The organism is Coleofasciculus sp. A1-SPW-01 (assembly GCF_040217205.1).
Classification (GTDB): Bacteria; Cyanobacteriota; Cyanobacteriia; order Cyanobacteriales; family Coleofasciculaceae; genus Coleofasciculus; species Coleofasciculus chthonoplastes_A.
Window position 1 is genome coordinate 1 of the sequence record NZ_JAVJNP010000202.1, and the last position, 22,043, is coordinate 22,043.

Below are 22,043 nucleotides of genomic sequence, written 5' to 3' on the forward strand. Positions count from 1 at the left end.
TCGAGGGAAAATTTGGCGCTGGCGGAGGCACAAATTCCAGGGTTTTGACGGTTATAGTGTAAAAACCTTGCACTTGTTGGGTAGAAAAATGGCTTAAAACCCTTATCTGGTCTAGCTTCCACACTCATGCAGCAAGCCCTAAATAGAAGTATAAGGGACTTGCGACTTAATCATGTACCAAGGAGACTTGGCTGAGTTCATGAATTCAGCTTTCCTCACTGGTACTTTATTTTTACGCTGCTCCCTAAGTAGGTCAGTGGAAATAAACTGAACCACGTTAAATTCTGTAAATATCCATTAAACCCTTACACTTACAAAGGACAAAGGACAAATGACGTAGCTTGCTTCTCAAGGGAGCGTTTTCCCTATTCATCTTTTACTCTACAATTTTGATTAACCAAGCCGTATTGGGTTAACCACAGGATTTGATGTATGAGCCAAGCCTTACAAGAGATGCAGTGTAGTGCAGGAGCAACCTTTGATCCAGCCCAGGTGCAAGTACCAGCCAGTTTCGGCAATGATGCAGCCGCCCTACAAGCCGCGCGTCAAGGGGTGGCTTTAGTTGACTTATCCCATTGGGGACTGCTGAAAATCTCTGATGAGGATAGACTGCGCTTTTTGCATAATCAAAGTACCAATGATTTCCAGAAACTGAAACCGGGACAGGGTTGTGATACAGTTTTTGTGACCTCAACTGCCCGTACTATTGATCTGGTAACCGCTTACGTCACGAAAGAGGCGGTATTACTATTGGTATCCCCTAATCGGCGTCAACAGTTACTCGAATGGCTTGATCGCTATATCTTTCCCATGGATCGGGTAGAATTGGCGGATATCTCCAATGATAGTGCGATTTTTAGCCTAATCGGACCCGAAAGTGATACCCTGTTGACCAAGCTAGGTGTCCAGTTGCCGATTGGTGATGTCTATGCCAGTCATCAACATCTCAATCTAAATGATATAGAGGTGCGAATTGCTAGAGGAAGTGGTTTTGCACTCCCTGGATATACCCTAATTGTCCCCGCCAGCAATGCAGCAAACCTATGGCAAACCTTAACTACAGCCAATGCTACACCAATGGGCGATCGCGTATGGCAACAGTTGCGAATTGAACAAGGGCGTCCGCTTCCTGATTATGAACTGACAGAGGATTATAATCCCCTAGAAGCAGGGTTATGGAATACGATTTCCTTTGATAAAGGATGTTATATCGGTCAGGAAACGATCGCGCGATTAAATACTTACAAAGGCGTCAAGCAGCAATTGTGGGGAGTGCGCTTACCCGTATCGGTGGAACCGGGAACTGTAATCACCGTGGATGGGGAAAAAGTGGGGAAGTTAACCAGTTGTACGCCAACGGAACAAGGTTACATCGGTTTAGCCTATATCCGCACCAAAGCCGGCGGCGTTGGGCTTCAGGTTCAGGTGGGAGAGATTGAGGGTGATGTTGTAGATGTTCCCTTTTTGACCCACGAGTATTATGGAAGTCAGTAGGGGCGGGTTTAGCCTTTAATTGTTGTATCCTACCGATAACCTTTCAACAAAACCCGCCCTTATTTCATTCTGCCCTTCTCGAAACCGCTATCTACCCAACAGGCTGATCTTGGAGTTGGGTTTCCTTCGTCAACCCAACCTACAAAGGTCAATGATACTTCCTATAGAGCATCACCTTCACGGGTTGTCCGTCTTTGATATGCCGTTGTACTACGGCGGGGACTTCATCGGGGTGAACCCGACAATACCATGTTTCTTCGGGTAAAACCACGACCATCGGACCATTGCCACATTCTCCCAGACAACGGCTACCGCTAACTATCACCCCATTAACAGGTAAAGCCTGAAACGCTGCCAAGACTTTGGCAGCACCTTGTTTGCGGCAAGTACGGTGCTGACATACCAGTATTTGTCTTGTTGGTTGTTGTGACAAAGGTGCTGACATATCAGTATGGGACTGAACAGTTTGTCTTAATTGTAACGATGCAGATACCTTTCCTGGGACATAAGACCAAGGACAACGGACAAAACATTAAGCTTTGTGAAGGAAATTGTTAAGCTGTATTTCAAAATGAGCCGCGATCGCACATTGCGGATGAAATCGCCAAAAGTCCGTGATACCATGCAATCCGTACCTCGAAAACGATTGGGAGAAAAAATGCCTGCACTAAGGGTTGCGGTTGTTGGTTCAGGACCTGCTGGCTCGTCTGCCGCAGAGACTCTAGCAAAAGCTGGAATCGAAACCTACTTGTTTGAGCGTAAGCTAGACAATGCTAAACCCTGTGGCGGAGCCATTCCGCTCTGTATGGTTAGTGAATTTGACCTGCCACCAGAAATTATTGATCGGCGAGTCAGAAAGATGAAGATGATCTCGCCATCGAATATAGAGGTGGACATCAACCTGGTAAAAGAAGACGAATATATTGGTATGTGCCGCCGGGAAATCCTGGATGGCTTCATGCGGAACCGCGCTGCTAAGCTCGGTGCAACTTTAATTAATGGCACTGTTCATAAACTCGATATTCCCACAAGTAATACAGAACCCTATACCCTTCACTACGCTGACCATTCCGATGGGAGTCTCAGTGGTGTACAAAAAACCCTGAAAGTAGACCTGGTGATTGGGGCTGATGGCGCGAATTCCCGCGTCGCTAAGGCAATTGACGCCGGGAACTACAATTATGCGATCGCCTTCCAAGAGCGGATTCGCCTGCCAGGGGACATGATGAACTACTATGAAGACCTGGCAGAAATGTATGTAGGTAACGACGTTTCGCCTGACTTCTACGCTTGGGTCTTCCCCAAATACGACCACGTTGCCGTTGGCACGGGGACGATGAAGGTTAACCAAGCCAAAATTAAAAAGCTACAGGCAGGGATTCGCGCTCGTGCCGCTAAGAAACTTGTCGGTGGTGAAATCATCAAAGTTGAGGCACACCCAATTCCAGAGCATCCCAGACCTCGCCGAGTCGTGGGTCGGGTGGCTTTAGTTGGAGACGCAGCGGGAACGGTGACGAAATCGTCAGGTGAAGGGATTTACTTTGCGGCAAAATCCGCCCGGATGTGCGCCGAAACCATTGTCGAAACCTCCAATGGTGGAACTCGCATTCCCACGGAAGATGACCTCAAGCTTTATCTCAAGCGTTGGGATAAGAAATATGGCATCACCTATAAGGTGCTGGATATTCTGCAAACCGTCTTCTATCGCTCCGATGCGACTCGTGAAGCGTTTGTAGAGATGTGTTCAGATCTGGATGTGCAGCGACTCACGTTTGATAGTTACTTGTACAAAACGGTTGTACCTGCTAATCCTTTAGTGCAGCTTAAAATTACTGCCAAAACCATTGGTAGTCTGTTGCGCGGAAATGCTTTAGCACCATAATCCTTTCTCTTGTCATCACCACAAAGGCGGCGGGGATGTGCATTCGCTTTGAGAATGTTCACCTAGCCGCCCTCATTGTCTATATCAGATGTTAAATATTAAGTTCTGATAAAGCAAATCGTGATATCTATAAAGTTTTTATAAAGATGACCCTTTTTTATTGGCAATCAGCAAATTAGGGGCTTACTATAAAAGTGCTGGTACATTCAACTCACTTATTCAACCAGCGAATCCTATACAGAAGCACTAACTGAACTCTCTATCTTTGAAGAAATATTCCTTGGGAGTCCCCTCTTTTCTAGTAAAAGGGGGGATTCTTCGTTGTGGCGTTCTTTATTGAGGAGAGCTTGCTATTTCACGCTCAATATAGTACATTTGTACCAAATTACAGCGTGATCCTCATGAAAACACTGCAAGCCGGACTTCAATTCCTGCGTTCCCAGTTCATGCAGCGTCAACCCCCTCGCGTCTTAAAAAAGCCACCTCGCAGGCGTTACCGTTCCCCTTACCCAGTTCCCCGAAAGGCAATCAAGGCACCCCCTCAACCCGTAAAGTCTCAACCGCCTTTATCCTTTGAGCTTGAATCGTCTGTGCGGATGCTACAGCAACGAACTAAAGACGGCTGGAGACGGTTAGAGTCTCAAGCGTCTCACATTAATCGGCTATCGACAGAACTAGAAGCGGCGTTGCTAGAACTTAAAGCGATCGCGTCACAAGTTAATACGGATTGGAAAACACTCCACCAGGTACAGCATTCGTCAACACAGGCGATTATTCCTAACGTTTGTGAATATCAGATCACTAAGCTACCTTTGGTGCAATACAAACCATCGGGTACATTTCTACTCACGTCGCGATCGGTCGATTTATGCAAAGCTGAACGGGAAGCCACGGTGTTAGCACAAGTCTTGCGGCGTCGTACTCGACGTAAACGATTGAAACGTTAGTTCGGTTGCATAAAAGAACAAGTTAGAGGGCAGAAATTTTCCAGGAAACAATAAGCTACTCAGCATTGCAACCTGGCTTTCATCCTTTTAGTGCGTTTAGCGAAGCCATGCCGCAGGCTTTAGTGAAGCCATGCCGCAGGCTTTGCATCTTGCTCGCTACTAAGATCCAATTAAATACATGACAGCTTATCCCAGTTATCAAGGAGGTTAATTAAGAGGATTTGGTACACCTGATTAAGACGGCGAATGTTCGTCTAACCAACGTTCCAAATCCTCCAAACGATTTAAATCTAAAATCTCCTCGGTTAAATTTTCTAAGTCTTGCAAAGGCAAACGTTCAACCTTTGTACTTATCGCCTCTGGCAGTTCTCCAAAACGCTTTGTAAGTAGACGCATAACTAGAGCGATCGCTTCTTGCAAACGTCCTTTCTCTCTTCCTTTTGCTTCCCCTTGTTCTGCCGCATACGTTATCCGCCCTTTCTCATCTTGCAACATGATTCCCCGGCGCTCCACGACTTCTAGCTCTTCTACTGTCATTTTGGCTTGGTTAGCAATATTTAAAGCCAATTCTATCTCAGACACGTCTCCCAAATTATTAGGAATATTATCGAGACTAGCCGCTTCTCTTAGGAAGTAAATCCACTTATCGCTTAAACTGGTTAACTCTGACAAGGTCTTCTTGAATTTCGGTAGCTCTACGAAGATTAGCTGCAATTCTGGATCAGGATATTCAAAGTTTTTGTTTTTTTCCTGAAAAACAAATTGATTGATCACATCTGGGGTGTTATTAAACAGGATAAAGTCTGTAATCGTTACGCCGATCACTGGATTGAGAATCAGGTAATTTTCCCCAATTCCTAACTGATTGCTATAAGCTTTGCTTAGATTGTAAACAATCCGTTTGCTAAAAGCTGTTACCCGCGCTATTTGCATTTCAATAATAACAACAGAGCCGTTAGCTAAAACAGCTTTTATGTCTAAATAAGTATCTTTTAGAGTTATTGCCTGACCTGGATTATAAGGATTGGCAATTGTCAAGGATTGAATGATTTTGTCTCCCTTATAAATAATGGCATTTAGGAAACTGATTAAAACCTCTTTGCTTTGTTCTGAACCAAATATTTTTTTAAAGGCATAATCGACCTTGGGGCTGATGAATTTCATGGTTTTATCCCGGTTAAGCCTGAAGTGAAAGGATCGCTAGTAATCTTATTTTAGTAGTAAACAAGCGTCATGGCTTTTCTATTGGGTTGTGGTTATCCTGATGCTATCAAAAAAACAATAGGGAATCTGGCGCGTGCGTAGGGGCGGGTTTTACGATTATCTTTTTAGTTGCACCCAGATGTGACTAAACCCGCCCCGCCTTTCTCCGGTGAACAATCTCAACACCATTGGTTTTTTGAGGATAGGTACATTTATATCGCAACCATAGACTTTAACCTATGCCAGGGGTTTGCGATCGCGGCGAGTGTCATCGCAGCCACAAAAATTAATCTTTATTTACAACAATCTTGCCGGAGTTCGCCAAATCTGCGATCGCACGTTCTCTAAGTGACGTAAATCCAGGGTTTTTGGGGATCAGGGTGTCTCAGGGTTAGGGAATGCGATCGCGCCCAACCCCATCTATATCCCCAATTTACTGTCACAGTTGAGCTGGAGTCAGGTTGCTAACGTGAGCCAGCTTAGTCAGGCTTGAAGTCTATTCCTGCATTTTTGCTTTTGTTCATATTTATATAAAAAAAATACACAAAATTGGAATAAATTGATTAAATTGGCTTCATAGTCACTCTGAAGCTATAAAAGCCTTTAAGCATTGATAGGCGTTATCGGATTGAGATTTAAAGCCCATCCCATTCCCACACCCCCTTTCATTTCTCAGGCAGTTATGTCAATAATGCGATTAGCAGGCAGCAAGCAACGGCTGACGACTCAGCCCAAGCCTAGATGCCAGCATATTTAACAGCTACGACAACATTTCAGTTTTGATCCAAACGATAGGAGACAACGAAGCGTGAAACTCTCAGTTTATGGAAAAGGCGGTATTGGTAAGTCCACAACAAGCTGTAATATCTCCGTAGCGTTAGCCAGACGTGGCAAAAAAGTGTTGCAAATTGGCTGCGATCCGAAACATGACAGCACCTTTACCCTGACAGGCTTTCTCATTCCCACGATTATCGATACGCTTCAGGAAAAGGATTATCACTACGAAGACGTTTGGCCCGAAGACGTTATCTATAAAGGCTATGGCGGCGTTGATTGCGTCGAAGCTGGTGGACCTCCTGCTGGTGCGGGTTGCGGTGGCTATGTTGTCGGTGAAACGGTGAAGCTACTCAAAGAACTTAATGCGTTTGACGAGTACGATATTATTCTGTTTGATGTTCTCGGTGACGTAGTTTGCGGTGGATTCGCTGCGCCTCTGAACTATTCCGACTACTGCATGATTGTTACGGATAACGGCTTTGATGCGTTATTCGCGGCGAACCGAATTGCCGCATCTGTGCGTGAAAAAGCCCGCACCCATCCCTTGCGCCTCGCTGGACTCATCGGAAATCGTACCTCGAAGCGGGATCTGATCGATAAGTATATTGAAGCTGTACCCATTCCCGTGTTGGAGATTCTGCCCTTAATTGAAGATATTCGCATTTCGCGGGTTAAAGGGAAAACCATTTTTGAAATGGCAGAAACTGATCCATCTCTGATACCTGTGTGTGATTACTATCTGAATATTGCTGATCAAGTGTTGGCGCGTCCCGAAGGTGTCGTTCCCAATGACTCCCCCGATCGCGAGTTGTTCTCTTTACTGTCTGACTTCTACCTGAATCCCCAACAACCTAAGGTAACGTCAGAGGAAGAAGAACTTGACCTGATGATGGTGTAATTGGTCATTTGTCATTTGTCCTTTGTCATTAGTTATGGCGTTGAGACATTGGGTTAAGGGCGGGTTTTGTTGATAGTGAGGTAGGGCGGGTTTTGTTGTTCATTGATCAGTAACAAGTCGTTTGAGTGGCTAAACCCGCCCCTACAACCCGCCCCTATAATTGTGGCTGAATCCAGCCCTACCATAAGACGTTGGACTTCTTATAGATAGAAACTTACCTGAGAAACGAGGAGAGAAGAACTTTTTATGACTACAGATCAAACCCCCCAATCGCTAGAGTTTGAATGTGAAACTGGAAATTACCATACATTTTGCCCGATTAGCTGTGTAGCTTGGCTTTATCAGAAGATTGAAGATAGTTTCTTCTTAGTGATTGGGACGAAAACCTGTGGTTACTTCCTGCAAAATGCCATGGGGGTGATGATTTTCGCCGAACCCCGTTATGCGATGGCGGAACTGGAAGAGGGAGATATTTCCGCCCAATTAAATGACTACGAAGAACTGAAGCGGTTATGTTTACAGATTAAGCGCGATCGCAACCCTAGTGTAATTGTCTGGATTGGCACTTGCACCACGGAAATCATTAAGATGGATTTGGAAGGCTTAGCGCCGAAGTTAGAAGCCGAGCTTGGGATTCCCATTGTTACAGCGCGGGCGAATGGGTTGGACTATGCGTTCACTCAAGGGGAAGATACCGTTCTGGCGGCGATGGCTCACAAATGTCCGAAAGAAGCACCCAAAGTAGAAGCAGAAAAAGAAGAACGGAATGCGATTTCCAAACTGCTCAACTTCGGACGCCAGAAAGAAGACGTTGCGGCTGAAGAATCAGAGTATGTGGATCACCCACCCCTGGTATTATTTGGCTCATTACCTGACCCCGTGGTAACGAATCTTACCCTGGAACTGAAGAAGCAAGGAATTAAAGTTTCCGGTTGGTTACCCGCGAAGCGATATACGGAACTTCCGGTGATTGAAGAAGGGTATTATGTCTCTGGTGTCAACCCCTTCTTAAGCCGCACCGCCACAACCTTAATGCGTCGCCGCAAGTGTAAATTAATTGGCGCACCGTTCCCCATTGGACCCGATGGGACTCGCGCCTGGATTGAAAAGATTTGTTCCGTGTTTGGAATTGAACCGAAGGGATTAGACGAACGGGAAGCCCATATTTGGGAAAACTTGGAAGAGTATGTCAAGTTAGTACGGGGTAAATCGGTTTTCTTCATGGGGGATAACTTACTGGAAATTTCCCTGGCTCGTTTCTTAATTCGCTGTGGAATGACTTGTCCAGAAATTGGCATTCCCTATATGGATAAGCGGTATCAGAAAGCGGAATTGGATCTGCTGGAGAAAACCTGTCAGGAGATGGGAGTACCAACACCGAAGATTATCGAGAAACCGGATAACTACAATCAAATTCAGCGAATTTATGAGTCGAAACCGGACTTGGTAATTACGGGAATGGCTCATGCAAATCCCTTAGAAGCGCGAGGAATTAATACTAAGTGGTCCGTTGAGTTTACATTTGCTCAGATTCACGGCTTTACCAATGCGCGGGATATTCTGGAATTAGCAACTCGTCCCCTGCGGCGCAATAACAGCCTCAAGGATTTGGGTTGGGATAAGTTGGTGAAAGAAGAAGCGAAGGTTTGATCTCTCCTCCTTTGAGATCTCTCCTACCCCCCGGATTCCGGGGGGTTTATTTTTTAGTTTTATGCAATGGCGACTGGAAGTCGCAGCTACACAAACAAAGTCCGCCTGCGCGGACTAAATTTATAAAGCGGGTAGTCAACCCGGATTGGGTATGAGAGGGTGCGATCGTTTGTAGTAGCCACTTTAGTGGCTAAAAAAGGTTTATCCGCTCTTGAATATGCTGTAATTGTAGAGGATAGGTGTTTAGTCTTGCCTAAAAATACCCGACTGCTCTAAAGTGGAACACTAACCATTATTGAGCTGGTAAAATTAGTGATTCATAGCGGGGCAGATCACCAACCCCAAGAGACTACAACAACCGCTAATGTAGTCAAGCGAGTTACCGTACCTATAACACTCTACGCCTTTGGTAACAGACAACGCCCTCGTCCACCGCGTCAAAATAAAGATATTGCTGTTGACAATGATTGTGTAAAACCGACAAACCCACCAACAGGAGCATCTACCTTTGGCGATGTTGAATACGCACCACTCACAGGACACTACCACAAGCTTAATCAGAATACACAATTACCTGAAGGTCTTGATGTAATCGCTGATGGTAGAGAGGTGGGTGGTACTCACTCACCAACCCATCATACAATTTACCCCAGTCGAGAAATGCCATTTACAGAATTTGTGGAAAAATTTCTAAGTAGTGGATGGGTGTACGCTGGTAAGAAGGAAATAAGATAGGGATAAAAGTTAAAAGCCATGTTTCAAAAGCAACCCCCAAAAAACGACATCGAACTTTGGCAGAAAGTGTTTAACCAGGAAACTGCCTATATTCAAGCTCGCCAAGACTTCCTCAATAATTCTCCTGACCGAATCGGATTCATCAAGAAAGCTTTACACAATCCTACTGAAAGAGGTACAGCACTGAGACTCATGGAGTATCTAAAACTCGAAGAGCGTCAAAGCTTGTTTGATGACTTGCTTGAATTAGCGAGTGTCTCTCAGTCAGATATTGAACTTTGCCGGAAAGCTATTCTTTCGCTCCCTAAAAATTGGCTTTTAGCCAACATTGAAAAGAGCGCTGAACCCTTACTCCAAGATGGAACAGATGAAGAGTATAGGCGATTACTAGAATTATATCTTGATATTGATAGAGAACTGGTTAAAAGACTTGCCCATAGAGCGGTGGATCATGATGATCCAGATATTCGTGAAGTTGGGGAGGATTTCCAGAACTACCTAGAGAATCAGCATACTATTCTATCAGCAATTTAATCCGCGATCGCTGTTAACAACTCTAAAATACAGGAGAAGGAAAAAGATGAGTGTTGTCATCCCAAATGAAATCGTCGCCGCCAGTGGAATGTCAGCAGAAGAGTTGATGCTAGAGTTAGTCATTCTACTCTTTCAAAAAGATAAAATATCTTTGGGAAAAGCCAGTGAGTTAGTAGGGATGAATCAACTCCGATTTCAGCGACTGTTAGCTGATCGTAATATTTGCATTCATTACGATGTTGCTGAGTTTCAAGAAGATCTTAAGAGTCTGCAAGAACGAGGTTGGCTGTGATCGTAGTCAGTGACACCTCACCACTCAGCAGTTTAGCAATTGTTGGGCAATTATCACTTTTACAACAACTCTATGGAAAAGTGATTATTCCCACAGCCGTTGCTACTGAACTAGCGAATACGGAACCTGAGGATAGCAGCGTCACAGCCGTCTTATCTTTGACTTGGATTGAGACTCAATCCGTTACCAACCGGACATTGGTTGAAACGTTGCAAAATGAAGGGAAATTGGATTTGGGGGAATCGGAAGTGAATGAAGTTGATAAGGAGGAACCATCGTGACAGAGTTAAAGAACCATAACTCAAAATTCTCGGACGAAGACACTGATATTGATGACGTTACATGGATTGACTCAGAGGAAGATGATGATATTGACCCAGAAGACGAGGCAATTACAACTCCATTTGACCCCAGTCAAATTAGGGTTGATACGCGACCCATGACTATTGATTTAGTGCTTAAGAGAATTAAATTTGATGAGATTAATTTAGCTCCTGATTTTCAGCGTAACGCTAACATTTGGAACAATAAGGCAAAAAGTAGACTCATTGAGTCTATTCTTATTCGTATACCATTACCAGCCTTCTACATGGATGCTACTAATGAAAACAAATGGTTAGTTATCGATGGTTTGCAGCGGCTAAGTACTCTTAAGGAATTTGTCATTGATAAAAAACTTAGATTAAATAATTTAGAATTTCTCACTAATTTTAACAGTAAAAATTATGATGAGTTGCCGCGCAATTATCAGCGAAGAATCGATGAAACAGTCCTAACTGTATATTTAATTGAAAAAGGAACTCCATCTAAAGTAAAATTCAACATTTTTAGACGAATTAACACAGGAGGTTTACCTCTATCTCCCCAAGAATTACGTCATGCAATAAATCCAGGACATGCAACAAAGTTTTTAAATAAGCTAGCAAAATCTAAGGAATTTAAACAGGCTACTAGCATTGGCAAGAGAAAGCAAGAACGCATGGATGATCATGAATTTGTTTTGGGATTTGTTGCTTTCTTGCTGACGCCACATCAAGATTATAATGTTAAAGAGGGTAGAGATAATTTTTTAAATGAAACCATGGCAAAAATAAATAAAATGAAAACAAAAGAACTTGATGAAATTGAATATAAATTCATTCGTTCTCTAGAAGCAGCTTATTCTATATTTAAAGAAAATGCTTTTCGCAAAATCATCAAAAATCAAGAGAAAAAACAACCGCTTAATAAAGCCTTGTTTGAGGTTTGGTCAGTCACATTAAGTCAACTAAATGATCAAGAACTTGAAATCTTAAAACGGCGCAAGCATAAGTTAATTCAAGAATTTGTGAGTTATAGTGAAAATGATGCTGATTTTTTCCATTCCATATCTCAGGCTTCTGAAAAGGTTAGCTATAGATTTGAGGTAGTTGAAAAAATTGTTCAAACAGTTCTATCATGATTAGTTCACTGCACTTAAAAAACTTTAAGGCTTTTGAAGACCAGATGCTTAAGTTTAAAACTTTAACATTACTTTCTGGTCTTAACAGTACAGGTAAGTCTTCAGTTATACAAGCACTTCTTTTATTGCGTCAATCTTATCAGCAAGATTTATTGCCAGAAAAGGGTTTGGCTCTCAACGGGGATTTGGTTTGTATTGGTACAGCTCAAGATGCACTTTTTGAGGCAGCAAAAGATGATGTGATCGGTTTTGATCTTCTCTTGGAAGATGACACGCAGGGAAGATGGCGTTTCGACTACAACCGCGAGGCAGATGTAATAGCTCTTTCCTCACCCCAAACTGCTTCTGATGTCTATAAATCAAGTCTTTTCAGCGATAATTTTCACTATCTTCAGGCAGAACGTATTGGTCCCCGGACATACTTTGAGATATCGGATTTTCAAGTACGACAACATGAGCAAATTGGCACTAGGGGGGAATACACAGCACATTTTCTATCAACTTATAGAGATAAAGATATTCCTAACAGTAATTTGAGCCATCCAGAGGCAAAGTCACTTGATCTGAAAGATCAGGTCGAGGCATGGATGGGAGAAGTTAGCCCAGGTACACGAATTGAAATCAAGTCAAACCAAGATATGGATTTGGTGAATTTCCAATATTCTTACGGACTCAGTAACCCCTACCGTGCTACAAATGTCGGCTTTGGAATTACTTACACTTTACCCATTATTGTTGCGGTACTTTCATCTCCTCCAGGCACATTAATTTTACTAGAAAATCCAGAAGCCCATCTTCATCCTAAAGGGCAATCAAAAATGGGTGAATTATTGGCACTTGCTGCTAGTTGTGGTGTTCAAGTTGTCATAGAAACTCATAGTGACCATGTTTTAAATGGGATTCGTTTAGCTGTTCATGGTGGAAAACTTGAACCCAATGATGTTCAGTTGCACTATTTTGATCGCCAAGAAAAAGATCGACAAATTTACACCGAAGTAATATCACCACGGATTGATAGAAATGGACGAATTGATTACTGGCCCGATGGTTTCTTTGATGAATGGGATAAAAGTTTAATGACATTACTAAAACCGAGGGATGCGTAAACCATGGATTTAGAAATGGTATTGAACGAGCTGTCCTTGCGAATTCCGGCTGATAATATTCAAGCTGCTCGACAACGGATGTTAGATCTGATTACTACCGCACAAACAGCGGCTGAACTCGGCGTAAATCCTATTATTCGCACTCATAGTCAGTTTTACGCTACTGTACTTGCACCTGACTATTCTTTATCCGATTGGCTTGTTGATAGAAATGTGGATCGAGAAAAATCACGATTTATTCTCTTATCTACAAAAACTCCTTTCTTGGCAGATATTCAAAATTCTGAGATTGAGGATAGAAACCTCCTATCAGATTTTTACTTTGAGGGAGAATCAACTGAAGGTCTGAAAATTGCTTACTTACTTGAGTCCCTTGCTCTAAGCATCCAATCAGAACCTGAATGGGAGTTTAGTCATTTAGTTTTAGAAGCGACTTGGCTTGAAGATGAAGAAACTTTCAATTCAGAAAAAATAACAGTTTTTCATGCTAGCCAAGTTGAACATATACAGGAACATACTCCTTGGATACAGAATCGTCTTAGGACAAGTGTTCGTGATGGAATAGATCTGTGGAACCGGAGAAGTGAACTTTTTCCTTCTCTAATTTTTTGTGAAACCGTTAACCAGCAACTACGAAACCTTGGTACTGGTAACCCAATACTACGACAAGCTGTCAAAAGATTATTCGAGCTGGAAAACTATTGTAAAAGTTGGACATCCGGCTCATTTAATCCCGATCAATTACCGAGTAAGGTAACTCCAGAAAGTGAATCAAGGCTCCAGAAGTTGAAAAATAAGTTAACCTTTATCTGTCCTGATGGTAACGAGCGTATCTTCAGTTTACATGTTCGCATGACGCCAGGAGCTTGGCGACTTCATTTTTCGGTAGACTTAGAACCAGGTAAGATAATTATTGGATACATTGGTTCCAAAATATTATAATTAGTCGGGCATTGATCGGCTCCTGCGATTCGCATTCCCTAATTCAGAGCAGTGATCTAAGTCATACCTGAGATTTCATCATACAATTTTAGCAGCTGTTCGGCATTTAAACCTTAATGTCAACAACTGCAAAATCGTTGTAATGCGTTTAGCGAAGCCATGCCGCAGGCTTTGCATCTTGCTCGCTACCCATTCCCAATTTAAATGCGTGACAGCTTAACCAGGAACGATCGCGTCGGGGGGAATTGCGTTTGCCTGTCAATAGGAACCAATGATTATGTCGCCAAAAAACAGTCTACGCTCTCTTTAGGGATAACTACTTCTTAAACTTCTGCTAAGATATTACGGATTTATTAAGCAAAAGTAGTATATAAACAAAGAAGTTGATAAAGTTATACATTATTTAAACTATCAACAGAGTTATTCTCGTTGATGGTATCTTGAGGTCTGAGGAGTCAATATGTCAAAAATCCCGGTTCAGATAGGCGTAGCCTTAGCGACATTGATGACTGGTGGTATCGCCAGTGCGACGGTGCAAACACCGATTGAACCAATGAAGTTCGATCGCACCCCCACCACGATGCCGATCGCACAAGCGCAATTACTAGATCAGTTGTGGCAACAGGTGAGCCAGTTACGGGGTGTGGGTAAGTATCGTGAAGCAATAGCCATCCTAGAACGAATTGTGCAGATTCAGCCAGAGGCGTTCTTGGCGTGGTACTGGCGCGGCGAGATATTCAGTAGTTGGGGACAGTACGAAAGTGCGATCGCATCCTACGATGAAGCGCTTCGACTTCAACCCAGTTATCTTTTAGCTCAGTATAAGAAAGGACAAGCCTTATACGAACTCCAACGCTATCAGGCGGCGGTGACAACTTGGCAACAAACCTTAACCTTAAACGCCGAATCGGAGTATGAACAAACCTTAATTACTACAGTCATACCCAAGCAAATTGCCCAAGTGCTGTCTTATGAGTTGCGACAGTATAATCAGGCGCTCTCCATCTATGATCAACTTTTGCAAATTGATGAGCAGATGGCATCAGTTTGGGTAGAGCGCGCCGCCGCACTGTATCAACTGGAACGCTATCAAGACGCTGTAGCCAGTTGTGATCAAGCCTTAGAACTTGAACCGCGAAACGCCCTCGCCTGGAAACGACGCGGATTAGCACTGTATCAATTAGAGCGTTACGAACAAGCGATCGCGTCTTTAGAACGAGCGGCGAGTTTTAACGGCACAGATTTAGAAGTAACCACCTTACTCTCTATTCTTACCACCTCTGGCGAATCTACCACCGAAGTTCGTGGCGCCCAACAGCGACTTGTAGCGCTGCAAGCCGAAATTCGCACCGCCGAAGCCCGATTAGAGACGTTGCGGAATGAACGCCAAACCGTCACCGCCCAATTTGAATCCTCCCAATCCACGATGCGTCAATCGCAACAGCGATTAGTCGCCCTGCGCGAAGAAATTCAAACCGCCCAAACTCAACTCCAATCCTTCCAAGTCGAAATCCGGGAATCTCGACAACAGTTAATCGCCATTCGAGAAGAAATTGAAACCACCCAAGCCCAACTCGAATCCTCTCAAGCATCGGTGCGCCAATCTCAACAACGGTTAGTCGAAGTGCGAGAGGAAATTACCAGCGCCCAAGCCCAACTGACATCCCTACAGAGTGAACGCCAAACCTTAGAAACTCAATTGGTGGCGGTACGATCCGAAATTGAAACATCTCAAGAACGCCTGGAAGCCTCTCAAGCAAGACTGGTAGCGGTACGGGAGGAAATCGAAACCGTTCAAGAACGCCTGGAATCCTCTCAATCTTCGGTGCGACAATCTCAACAACGGTTAGTTGAAGTGCGACAAGAGGTTAGCACCACCGAAGCCAGAGTTGAGTCGCTTCAGGGTGAACGGCAAAGCTTAGAAGCCCAACTGGTAGCGGTACGGTCCGAAATCGAAACGGCTCAAGAACGCCTGGAAGTCTCTCGCCGTGAATTTAGCAGCGTACAACAGCGTTTAAGTACATTACAAGGCGAAATCCAAACCACCGAACAACGAATCGCGACGGCTCGAACTGAACTGCGTCAGTTGGAAGAGCGCAAGACAGTGGAAGCTGAGACATTACAGACTTTGCAAGTTCAGTATTGCGGTTTACAAGAAGATTTAAGTGAATTAGAAGTCGGGATACGTCGCCTCCGGGGGGCGCAACTCGCATCTGATGCCGTTCAACGCTGTCAATTGTCCGATGACGATGCTTTCTGAGGGTAAATTCATTGGAATCCCTGTGACGAAAGAATCCCCGCCCTTTAAGGGCGGGGATTATCAAGAAATGCCAGCCGAGCGATTATAGGTGCCAATACCAACCGAAACCAGTCTGTCAGCCTGAGTAACGGCTATCGAATTACCTTTTCACGGGCTCTGGAGAACCTCTCTCCAAACCTCTCTCCTGCTCTTGAGAAGGCTTTGAATTCTCCCCCGTTTCGTAGTAGGCACTTTAGTGCTATAAGCGCTAAAGCGCTGACTACAAACTCTAAAGTCAGTGCCATTCGACTTTAAGATAGTGTAGGGGAACGATATGTCGTTCCCCTACAGATGGTGATTCAATGGTAAAACCTATTAAGCAATTTCTCGCGAATCGTGATAACACCAAGCCAATACAGTCGCACCGACAATTAATTTAATCGCTTCTAGGAACCAATAGCCTTCATGCATCTCAACCATTCCGCTTGCCATACCCGTTGCTGGCTCAAACAGATTCAGTTGCATCGCTAGAGCGCTCATCTGGGGCGTCATGATGTAGGTATTAATGATAGCAATTGCTAACAGAAGCCCAGATAATAGGATCGACCAGCGTCGGACATGATGATAGAGATTAGATGTGCCACGTATTGCCAAAAGGCTGGTTAAAACTAAAGCGGCACAGAGTAACTCGATCCGATTAAACATCCAGAAAATCGAATAACCCGCACTGGCAAAACTGGCGTCGTTCAACATTCCAGCCGTTCCCAGAGTGGGCATGATCACGAAGTCTAGAATAAAGCTACTACTTAACCACAGACCCAAGACAAACAGAGCAATCGTTTGCCAGGTGGGTTGCTTTGTGCTAGTCCCAAAAACAGCATTCATAATTTTTCCTTGAATTCCTCTGTTACTTTTTAGCTTAACCAAGATTAGAGCAAAAAAATGTAAAATATTCTTGCGAAGCACTCGCGATAATGTTGCGTTTTTTTAAGTTGTCATTCGTCATTCGTCATTCTTCATTCGTCAATTTGGCGATCGCCCCGGTGATCCAGGATATGCTGTAGCTGCCCTGTCTCAGCCGAATCGCCTGGTTATCGTTGCACCGGGAGAGACGGGGAATGGGCAACGGACACTGAATGTGGAGAGCGATCGCGCTTTTGGATGGTATCTGATCCCAAACGGCACAACAGAACAGTTTTTACGGGAGAATCCCGACAATTTACTGGGGAATTCGCCCTTAGCCTTTTTCTCATTCATTGCCGCGAACCCCAATGGGATAGATAATTTCTGGCGACTGTCCCCGAATGAATTTGCCTGGACAGACCTGACAAACGATAGTGATATCGACTTTAATGATGTAATGATAGGCATTCAGTTTGGCTAATTTTCTCTCTCATCGTTTCTACCCATAAAGCACCATGAAAGCGACCTCTCTCACACCCCTGCAACGATTAAAAATCCCCCCCTATTGGCTGCTTGCCATCGCCGCAGGCTTAGTTGCCATCTATATGACACTCAGTTGGAAAGCCGGAGACGAAGCCCAGCTTGGCATGAGTGTCTTGTTTTGGCTAGCGGTTGGTTCCCTGCTGTGGGGCAAACGCCAGGAATTAAACCTGGAAAGTGAAGTTGTCCCAAGTATCGCTGGGGCGCTAGTCATTGGCTTTGTCCTCTGGTATAGCGCCCACATCAGTGGGTTGAGGCTAACTAATGAAAATGTGCAGAGGTTAGCACCGTTACTGCGCCTGCTACCGTTTATTTCTGCCATTGGTGTCGCGTTACTTGCCTCTGGGTTTAAAGGATTCAAACAATACTGGCAAGAAGTAACGATTCTGTTTTTTCTCGGTGGACCGGCGACAATTGCCTCATTTATACCGGATATTTCGCCGATCACGGCTATATTTTCGGCGTTCATGCTGCACTATATGGGCTTTCAGGTCGATCTGTACGATAAGGTCTTTATTAACCTGCCTGATGGTGGCGTTAAGGTGTATCATGGCTGTTCCGGTATGGAAGCGATGACCTATGTGCTGGGACTATCGGTGATTTGTCTAATCATGTTTCCCATCAGTCGCCGCAAGCAGTATTTTGTGCCAATCATGGCGTTGGTTGTCGGATTTGTCGTCAATAGCTTCCGGGTGGCGTTGATGGCGGTGCTGGCAAATGCCCAAAATATGGAAGCCTTTAAATACTGGCATGAAGGCGAAGGTTCTCTAGTCTTCGGGATGATTTCTGTGATGGTTTTCGGCGTGTTCTACTGGTTGCTGTTGCGGCTGGAGGACACGAGTTCTCCGGAGACTGAGGAGGCATAATGTCCTGGAAACAGGTGCGGATTTTTGTGTTAGCGCTGATTTTTGGTGCGGTTCTCGTGGTGTTGCTGAAAGTTATTCTGGCAACTCTGGCTGAGAAAGGGCAAGGAAAGTCAGCAGCTAGGCTTCCCAGGGTTGAATCCATGGCGTTGCATCCGTCGGTAGAGATGGGCTACGGCACGTCTTTACAGTCGGAAGCTGGCATGAATTGAAATTGTGTATAGGTAGTGAGCAAGATGCAAAGCCTGCGGCATGGCTTCGCTAAACACACTACAAGGATTTCCCAATTCTTGGCATTATGGTTTAAATGCCGAACAACTTACCCCTCATGATTTAGACAATCTGTTTCCAGAGGTAGGGAAAAAGAGATAATCTATTGAACGTTAAACGTCATTAGTCTGCTAACTAATGAATTAGTTGTGATCATTATGTCGGACATAAGACGTAGCCTGCTTCTCAAGGGAGCAAGTATGACAAATGATATAAGACTAATGACGAATGACAAATAACCGATAATTAAAACCATGACGCAATCAGAAGAAAAAGATAAATTTGTTCCCGCGATCGACCAACTGTGGAAGTTTAGCGCTGGTTTATCCAAGTCAATCGCAGTGGCGCGGTGGATCGGCTATGGGTTATTAGTTTTGGCATTTTTCGATGTCGTAGAGATATTTGTACCTCCGGTGTTGATGAATCCCGCTTGGGAGTTTCAGACTATCGGACAATTGGTGGAACGGGTTCCTGTACCGTTGCTGGGATTGGCGCTGGTGTTTCTAGGCGAACGAGATCAACGTACTCGATGGGAACCTCTGATTCTAAATATTTTGTCCTGGCTAGCTTTGCTGGTGGGGGTTTTGTACTTTTTACTGGTTCCCTTGGGAATTGTGGACACAATACGGTTGGATAGGCAGAATCAGCAGCAGGTTGAGCGACAAGTTGAACAGCGACAGGAGCAGATTCAACAGGTAAGAGAGGCGCTAGGACAAGCGACGACTGTAGAACAGATGCAGTTTCTGATTAGTCAATTGGATAGTCAAGGGCGCACGCCACAGATTCAAGGCACTGAGCAGTTAGCTGAGGTGAAGGAGCAGCTTTCGACATTTTTGGAACAGGGTGAGACGCGGATGCAGGAGGAAGCTCAATCCCAGAAGAAGTCTCGGCGCTTACGGTTGTTGGAGAATTCGGTGAAGTGGAATTTGGGCGCTTTGGTTTCTGGGGCGTTGTTTGTCAGTATTTGGCGCTTAACGGGTTGGGCAAGACGTAGCGAGTGATTCCAGGTATTTGTTGGGACATCTCACACGGAAGCGAGTGTGTCATTGGAGAATGAAGCGATCGCGCATAGAATCTCAACAGATGTTCTGGCGGTTCGGGATCAAAAAATAAATGTAGGACTTAAGCCCACACGCCATTTATGTATGGTAGGGACACGATATTATCGTGTCCCTACTTCCTTCTCTTATTCAGCAGGTTGGTTCCCCTGGTTCCATTAGAGGACTGGGAAGCTTCTATGTATTTCTACGGTGCGGTCTATCAAGACGGCAAATCACGATATCTCTAATGTAACCAGACTCGAAAATCCTCAGCCTCTTACTATACCTAGTTTTCAGCCGGAATAATGTCGCCATTTTTACCGTATTTCCACGGAAATCCCAGACATCTTCATCAAAACTTTAAATTAAGGGTTAATTTTCCGGATATCTTCATCGAAGCTTTATAGACATGTATCGAAGGTTACTTTATATTGAACGATAGAGCGAATTCAATGAAGCTTAAGCCAGATATGGCAAGCGATTCAGGGTTTTGCTCACATCTAGCAACTATCTAATATTGAATTGAGTTAACTAGTCCTAAACAGCACTGACATGAAACGTTCTGCTTTTGTTCCCTCGGTTGTAGCTGCTACTGGCGTAGCCGCCGTCAGGTCTAAAAGTAATCAAATATAAGCCTATTTTAGGGACTCCCTTTAGTAAATCAAGCTAGCTTGTCACTAATAACTGAGCAACAAAAGCTATCCTTATTCATACGTCATAAGTTATATAAAAAAGCATTTACACCTTGTATTCTGCCTTTTGTTTGGCTTTATTGAGCAATTCGGAATGTAGGTTGGTTTTATTTATGAGTCTCACCAATACTCTGTTGGGTTTCACTTCGTTCAACCCAACCTACAACAACTAAAACAAGTAACTTAGCCAATATCACAACAAGCTTGACCCCCAAGAGTCTTCCTGCGTCAAAAAACCAGGCTGGGGGTCTTCTTTGTGGTTATTTTTACTCAAGAGGGCATGAATACCGATACTTTGATCAAATCCTCAAATCCTTACCCAATAAGGCATCTCACCTTATAGCGATTAATCTTTATCTAAAGTTTACACAAATTAACTCATTCTTTATTGCTACTTTACCCAACACCTAAGTGAAGTCCCTTATAGTGTGAATATAGAAAAGCAAACACGCCGAAGCAAATCAGTCCAAACGCTTCAGCAATCAAGTTATCTAGTCCTAAGGAGTCCTGACATGAAATTCTCTTCTCTCGTTCCCTCTGTTTTAGCCGCTGCTGGAATCGCTGTTGCATCTTCAGCTTTCTCTCCTGCTCAAGCTGCCTTGACATCTTTAGGGACGACATGTAACACCTCTAATGTAGGAGGTTCCATACTTTGTGAAGGAGCTTTTTCTGGTAATGATTCCTCAACAGAGGTAAATGATAATAAAATTTTTGGTTTCGATACATGGTCACAGCTATTTAAAGTAGATGATAGCAGTGGCTCTACCGGTGGATTGACAGTTGACTTGACAAATAGTGGTGACGAGACAGAAGGAACCTGGAGTCTTACAGGCGTTGATTTTAGTACATCTAATATAATGCTTGTCCTCAAGGGTGGTAACAGCTTCAGTTCCTATTTACTTGATGGGGCGACTAGTGGCTCATGGAATACTAATGGGATTCTAAAAGGTAACGATAAGCCAGGTCCTGATTTATCTCACTTCACAGTGTATCAAGCACCCAAACCTGTTCAAGATCCTGAAGCTGTTCCCGAACCCCTGACCATTTTAGGTTCCGCTACTGCTCTAGGAATCGGCGGTTTGCTCAAGCGCCAACAGTCCAAAAAGAACAACAAAGCTTAATTAAGTCTCAAGTAATTCCCTCCGAGTTTACATAGAATAGAAGCCCCGTAAACTCCTTCTGTAGAGTCAATCAGAAGGGGTTATTTTTTTGTCATTCGTCTTATGTCATTGGTCATTTGTCATTTGTCTTGTAGGGTGGGTTAGGCGGGAATTTAATTAAGACAATAACCCTTCAGTGAAATATCCGCCGTAACCCACCAATGCATTGAATAATGATGCGTTATACAGCAGTTTGCTCTGCTATGCGGTACATTGTCGATCCCCCTAAATCCCATAAGCAATAAAAGCGAAGCATCCTCTAGCTTTTCCCATGGAACAAAAAGCGAAGCATCCGCTGGCTTCCCCATGGAACAAAAAGCGAAGCATCCTTTGGTCTCCCCCTTTTTAAGGGGGACGGAAGGGGGATCTAATAGGGGGACGGGAGGGGGATCTAATAGGGGGACGGAAGGGGGATCTGAAGGGGGACTTTGATCT

The 22,043-nt window shown here is 44.1% G+C and carries 22 protein-coding genes; 19 read left to right on the forward strand and 3 right to left on the reverse strand.

What is annotated here, in order from left to right:
• Positions 1 to 432: 432 nt before the first annotated feature.
• Positions 433 to 1,494, forward strand: a complete 1,062-nt coding sequence (gene ygfZ / locus RH949_RS29195) for a CAF17-like 4Fe-4S cluster assembly/insertion protein YgfZ (RefSeq protein ID WP_006105963.1) — start codon at positions 433 to 435, stop codon at positions 1,492 to 1,494.
• A gap of 148 nt (positions 1,495 to 1,642) precedes the next feature.
• On the opposite strand, the gene RH949_RS29200 is transcribed toward ygfZ, so the two are convergent.
• Positions 1,643 to 1,939, reverse strand: coding sequence for a (2Fe-2S) ferredoxin domain-containing protein (locus RH949_RS29200; RefSeq protein WP_044210949.1), 297 nt, complete (start codon positions 1,937 to 1,939; stop codon positions 1,643 to 1,645).
• Positions 1,940 to 2,116: 177 nt separating this feature from the next.
• On the opposite strand from RH949_RS29200, the gene chlP reads away from it, so the two are divergent.
• Together chlP and RH949_RS29210 are read left to right on the forward strand one after the other, a co-directional pair.
• On the forward strand, positions 2,117 to 3,376 hold the full coding sequence (chlP, locus tag RH949_RS29205; protein WP_446358151.1) for a geranylgeranyl reductase: 1,260 nt from the start codon (positions 2,117 to 2,119) through the stop codon (positions 3,374 to 3,376).
• Between the two features lie 401 nt (positions 3,377 to 3,777).
• Positions 3,778 to 4,323 (forward strand): hypothetical protein, encoded by a 546-nt coding sequence (locus RH949_RS29210; protein WP_446358112.1) that lies wholly within the window; start codon positions 3,778 to 3,780, stop codon positions 4,321 to 4,323.
• A gap of 234 nt (positions 4,324 to 4,557) precedes the next feature.
• Here the strand turns inward: RH949_RS29210 and RH949_RS29215 are convergent, their stop codons facing one another.
• Complete coding sequence (locus RH949_RS29215) at positions 4,558 to 5,487, reverse strand: Rpn family recombination-promoting nuclease/putative transposase (protein WP_006105887.1); 930 nt, start codon at positions 5,485 to 5,487, stop codon at positions 4,558 to 4,560.
• Positions 5,488 to 5,667: 180 nt separating this feature from the next.
• Here RH949_RS29215 and RH949_RS29220 point away from each other — a divergent pair, with 180 nt between their 5' ends.
• The 11 genes from RH949_RS29220 to RH949_RS29270 all read left to right on the forward strand — a co-directional run bounded on the left by RH949_RS29220 (position 5,668) and on the right by RH949_RS29270 (position 16,161).
• Positions 5,668 to 5,874: a hypothetical protein gene (locus tag RH949_RS29220; protein WP_446358115.1), complete on the forward strand. Its 207-nt coding sequence runs from the start codon at positions 5,668 to 5,670 to the stop codon at positions 5,872 to 5,874.
• A gap of 460 nt (positions 5,875 to 6,334) precedes the next feature.
• On the forward strand, positions 6,335 to 7,201 hold the full coding sequence (gene bchL / locus RH949_RS29225) for a ferredoxin:protochlorophyllide reductase (ATP-dependent) iron-sulfur ATP-binding protein (RefSeq protein ID WP_446358117.1): 867 nt from the start codon (positions 6,335 to 6,337) through the stop codon (positions 7,199 to 7,201).
• Positions 7,202 to 7,447: 246 nt separating this feature from the next.
• The gene (locus RH949_RS29230) at positions 7,448 to 8,851 is read left to right on the forward strand and encodes a ferredoxin:protochlorophyllide reductase (ATP-dependent) subunit N (RefSeq protein ID WP_446358119.1); all 1,404 of its coding nucleotides are present in this window, start codon (positions 7,448 to 7,450) and stop codon (positions 8,849 to 8,851) included.
• A 312-nt stretch (positions 8,852 to 9,163) separates the two neighbouring features.
• A complete protein-coding gene (locus RH949_RS29235; protein WP_446358120.1) occupies positions 9,164 to 9,586 on the forward strand; it encodes a Tse2 family ADP-ribosyltransferase toxin in 423 nt (140 codons plus the stop codon).
• A gap of 18 nt (positions 9,587 to 9,604) precedes the next feature.
• Complete coding sequence (locus RH949_RS29240) at positions 9,605 to 10,120, forward strand: hypothetical protein (protein WP_446358122.1); 516 nt, start codon at positions 9,605 to 9,607, stop codon at positions 10,118 to 10,120.
• Between the two features lie 46 nt (positions 10,121 to 10,166).
• The gene (locus RH949_RS29245) at positions 10,167 to 10,412 is read left to right on the forward strand and encodes a UPF0175 family protein (RefSeq protein ID WP_446358124.1); all 246 of its coding nucleotides are present in this window, start codon (positions 10,167 to 10,169) and stop codon (positions 10,410 to 10,412) included.
• Entirely contained in the window at positions 10,409 to 10,693 is a 285-nt protein-coding gene (locus tag RH949_RS29250) for a hypothetical protein (RefSeq protein ID WP_446358126.1), read from the forward strand. The genes RH949_RS29245 and RH949_RS29250 overlap by 4 nt, the downstream gene beginning before the upstream one ends.
• Positions 10,690 to 11,853 carry a DUF262 domain-containing protein gene (locus tag RH949_RS29255; RefSeq protein WP_446358128.1) on the forward strand — a complete coding sequence of 388 codons (1,164 nt, stop codon included), beginning with the start codon at positions 10,690 to 10,692 and terminating at the stop codon, positions 11,851 to 11,853. Before RH949_RS29250 ends, RH949_RS29255 begins: the two co-directional genes overlap by 4 nt.
• The gene (locus tag RH949_RS29260) at positions 11,850 to 12,959 is read left to right on the forward strand and encodes an AAA family ATPase (RefSeq protein WP_446358130.1); all 1,110 of its coding nucleotides are present in this window, start codon (positions 11,850 to 11,852) and stop codon (positions 12,957 to 12,959) included. The genes RH949_RS29255 and RH949_RS29260 overlap by 4 nt, the downstream gene beginning before the upstream one ends.
• Positions 12,960 to 12,962: 3 nt before the next feature.
• The gene (locus RH949_RS29265; protein ID WP_446358132.1) at positions 12,963 to 13,901 is read left to right on the forward strand and encodes a hypothetical protein; all 939 of its coding nucleotides are present in this window, start codon (positions 12,963 to 12,965) and stop codon (positions 13,899 to 13,901) included.
• A 460-nt stretch (positions 13,902 to 14,361) separates the two neighbouring features.
• The gene (locus tag RH949_RS29270) at positions 14,362 to 16,161 is read left to right on the forward strand and encodes a tetratricopeptide repeat protein (protein ID WP_446358134.1); all 1,800 of its coding nucleotides are present in this window, start codon (positions 14,362 to 14,364) and stop codon (positions 16,159 to 16,161) included.
• A gap of 354 nt (positions 16,162 to 16,515) precedes the next feature.
• Here the strand turns inward: RH949_RS29270 and RH949_RS29275 are convergent, their stop codons facing one another.
• Positions 16,516 to 17,025 carry a DUF4149 domain-containing protein gene (locus RH949_RS29275; protein WP_006105899.1) on the reverse strand — a complete coding sequence of 170 codons (510 nt, stop codon included), beginning with the start codon at positions 17,023 to 17,025 and terminating at the stop codon, positions 16,516 to 16,518.
• A gap of 253 nt (positions 17,026 to 17,278) precedes the next feature.
• Between RH949_RS29275 and RH949_RS29280 the strand changes: the two genes are divergently transcribed.
• The 5 genes from RH949_RS29280 (at position 17,279) to RH949_RS29300 (ending at position 21,569) form a co-directional block, all read left to right on the forward strand.
• Positions 17,279 to 17,524, forward strand: a complete 246-nt coding sequence (locus RH949_RS29280) for a DUF4114 domain-containing protein (RefSeq protein ID WP_006105937.1) — start codon at positions 17,279 to 17,281, stop codon at positions 17,522 to 17,524.
• A 34-nt stretch (positions 17,525 to 17,558) separates the two neighbouring features.
• Positions 17,559 to 18,449, forward strand: coding sequence for a cyanoexosortase A (gene crtA / locus RH949_RS29285; protein ID WP_446358137.1), 891 nt, complete (start codon positions 17,559 to 17,561; stop codon positions 18,447 to 18,449).
• Positions 18,449 to 18,658: a hypothetical protein gene (locus RH949_RS29290; protein ID WP_446358139.1), complete on the forward strand. Its 210-nt coding sequence runs from the start codon at positions 18,449 to 18,451 to the stop codon at positions 18,656 to 18,658. Before crtA ends, RH949_RS29290 begins: the two co-directional genes overlap by 1 nt.
• 312 nt (positions 18,659 to 18,970) lie before the next feature.
• Positions 18,971 to 19,717: an HpsJ-like protein, cyanoexosortase A-associated gene (hpsJ-A, locus tag RH949_RS29295; RefSeq protein WP_446358141.1), complete on the forward strand. Its 747-nt coding sequence runs from the start codon at positions 18,971 to 18,973 to the stop codon at positions 19,715 to 19,717.
• A 1,243-nt stretch (positions 19,718 to 20,960) separates the two neighbouring features.
• The gene (locus tag RH949_RS29300; protein WP_446358143.1) at positions 20,961 to 21,569 is read left to right on the forward strand and encodes a PEP-CTERM sorting domain-containing protein; all 609 of its coding nucleotides are present in this window, start codon (positions 20,961 to 20,963) and stop codon (positions 21,567 to 21,569) included.
• Positions 21,570 to 22,043 lie beyond the last annotated feature (474 nt).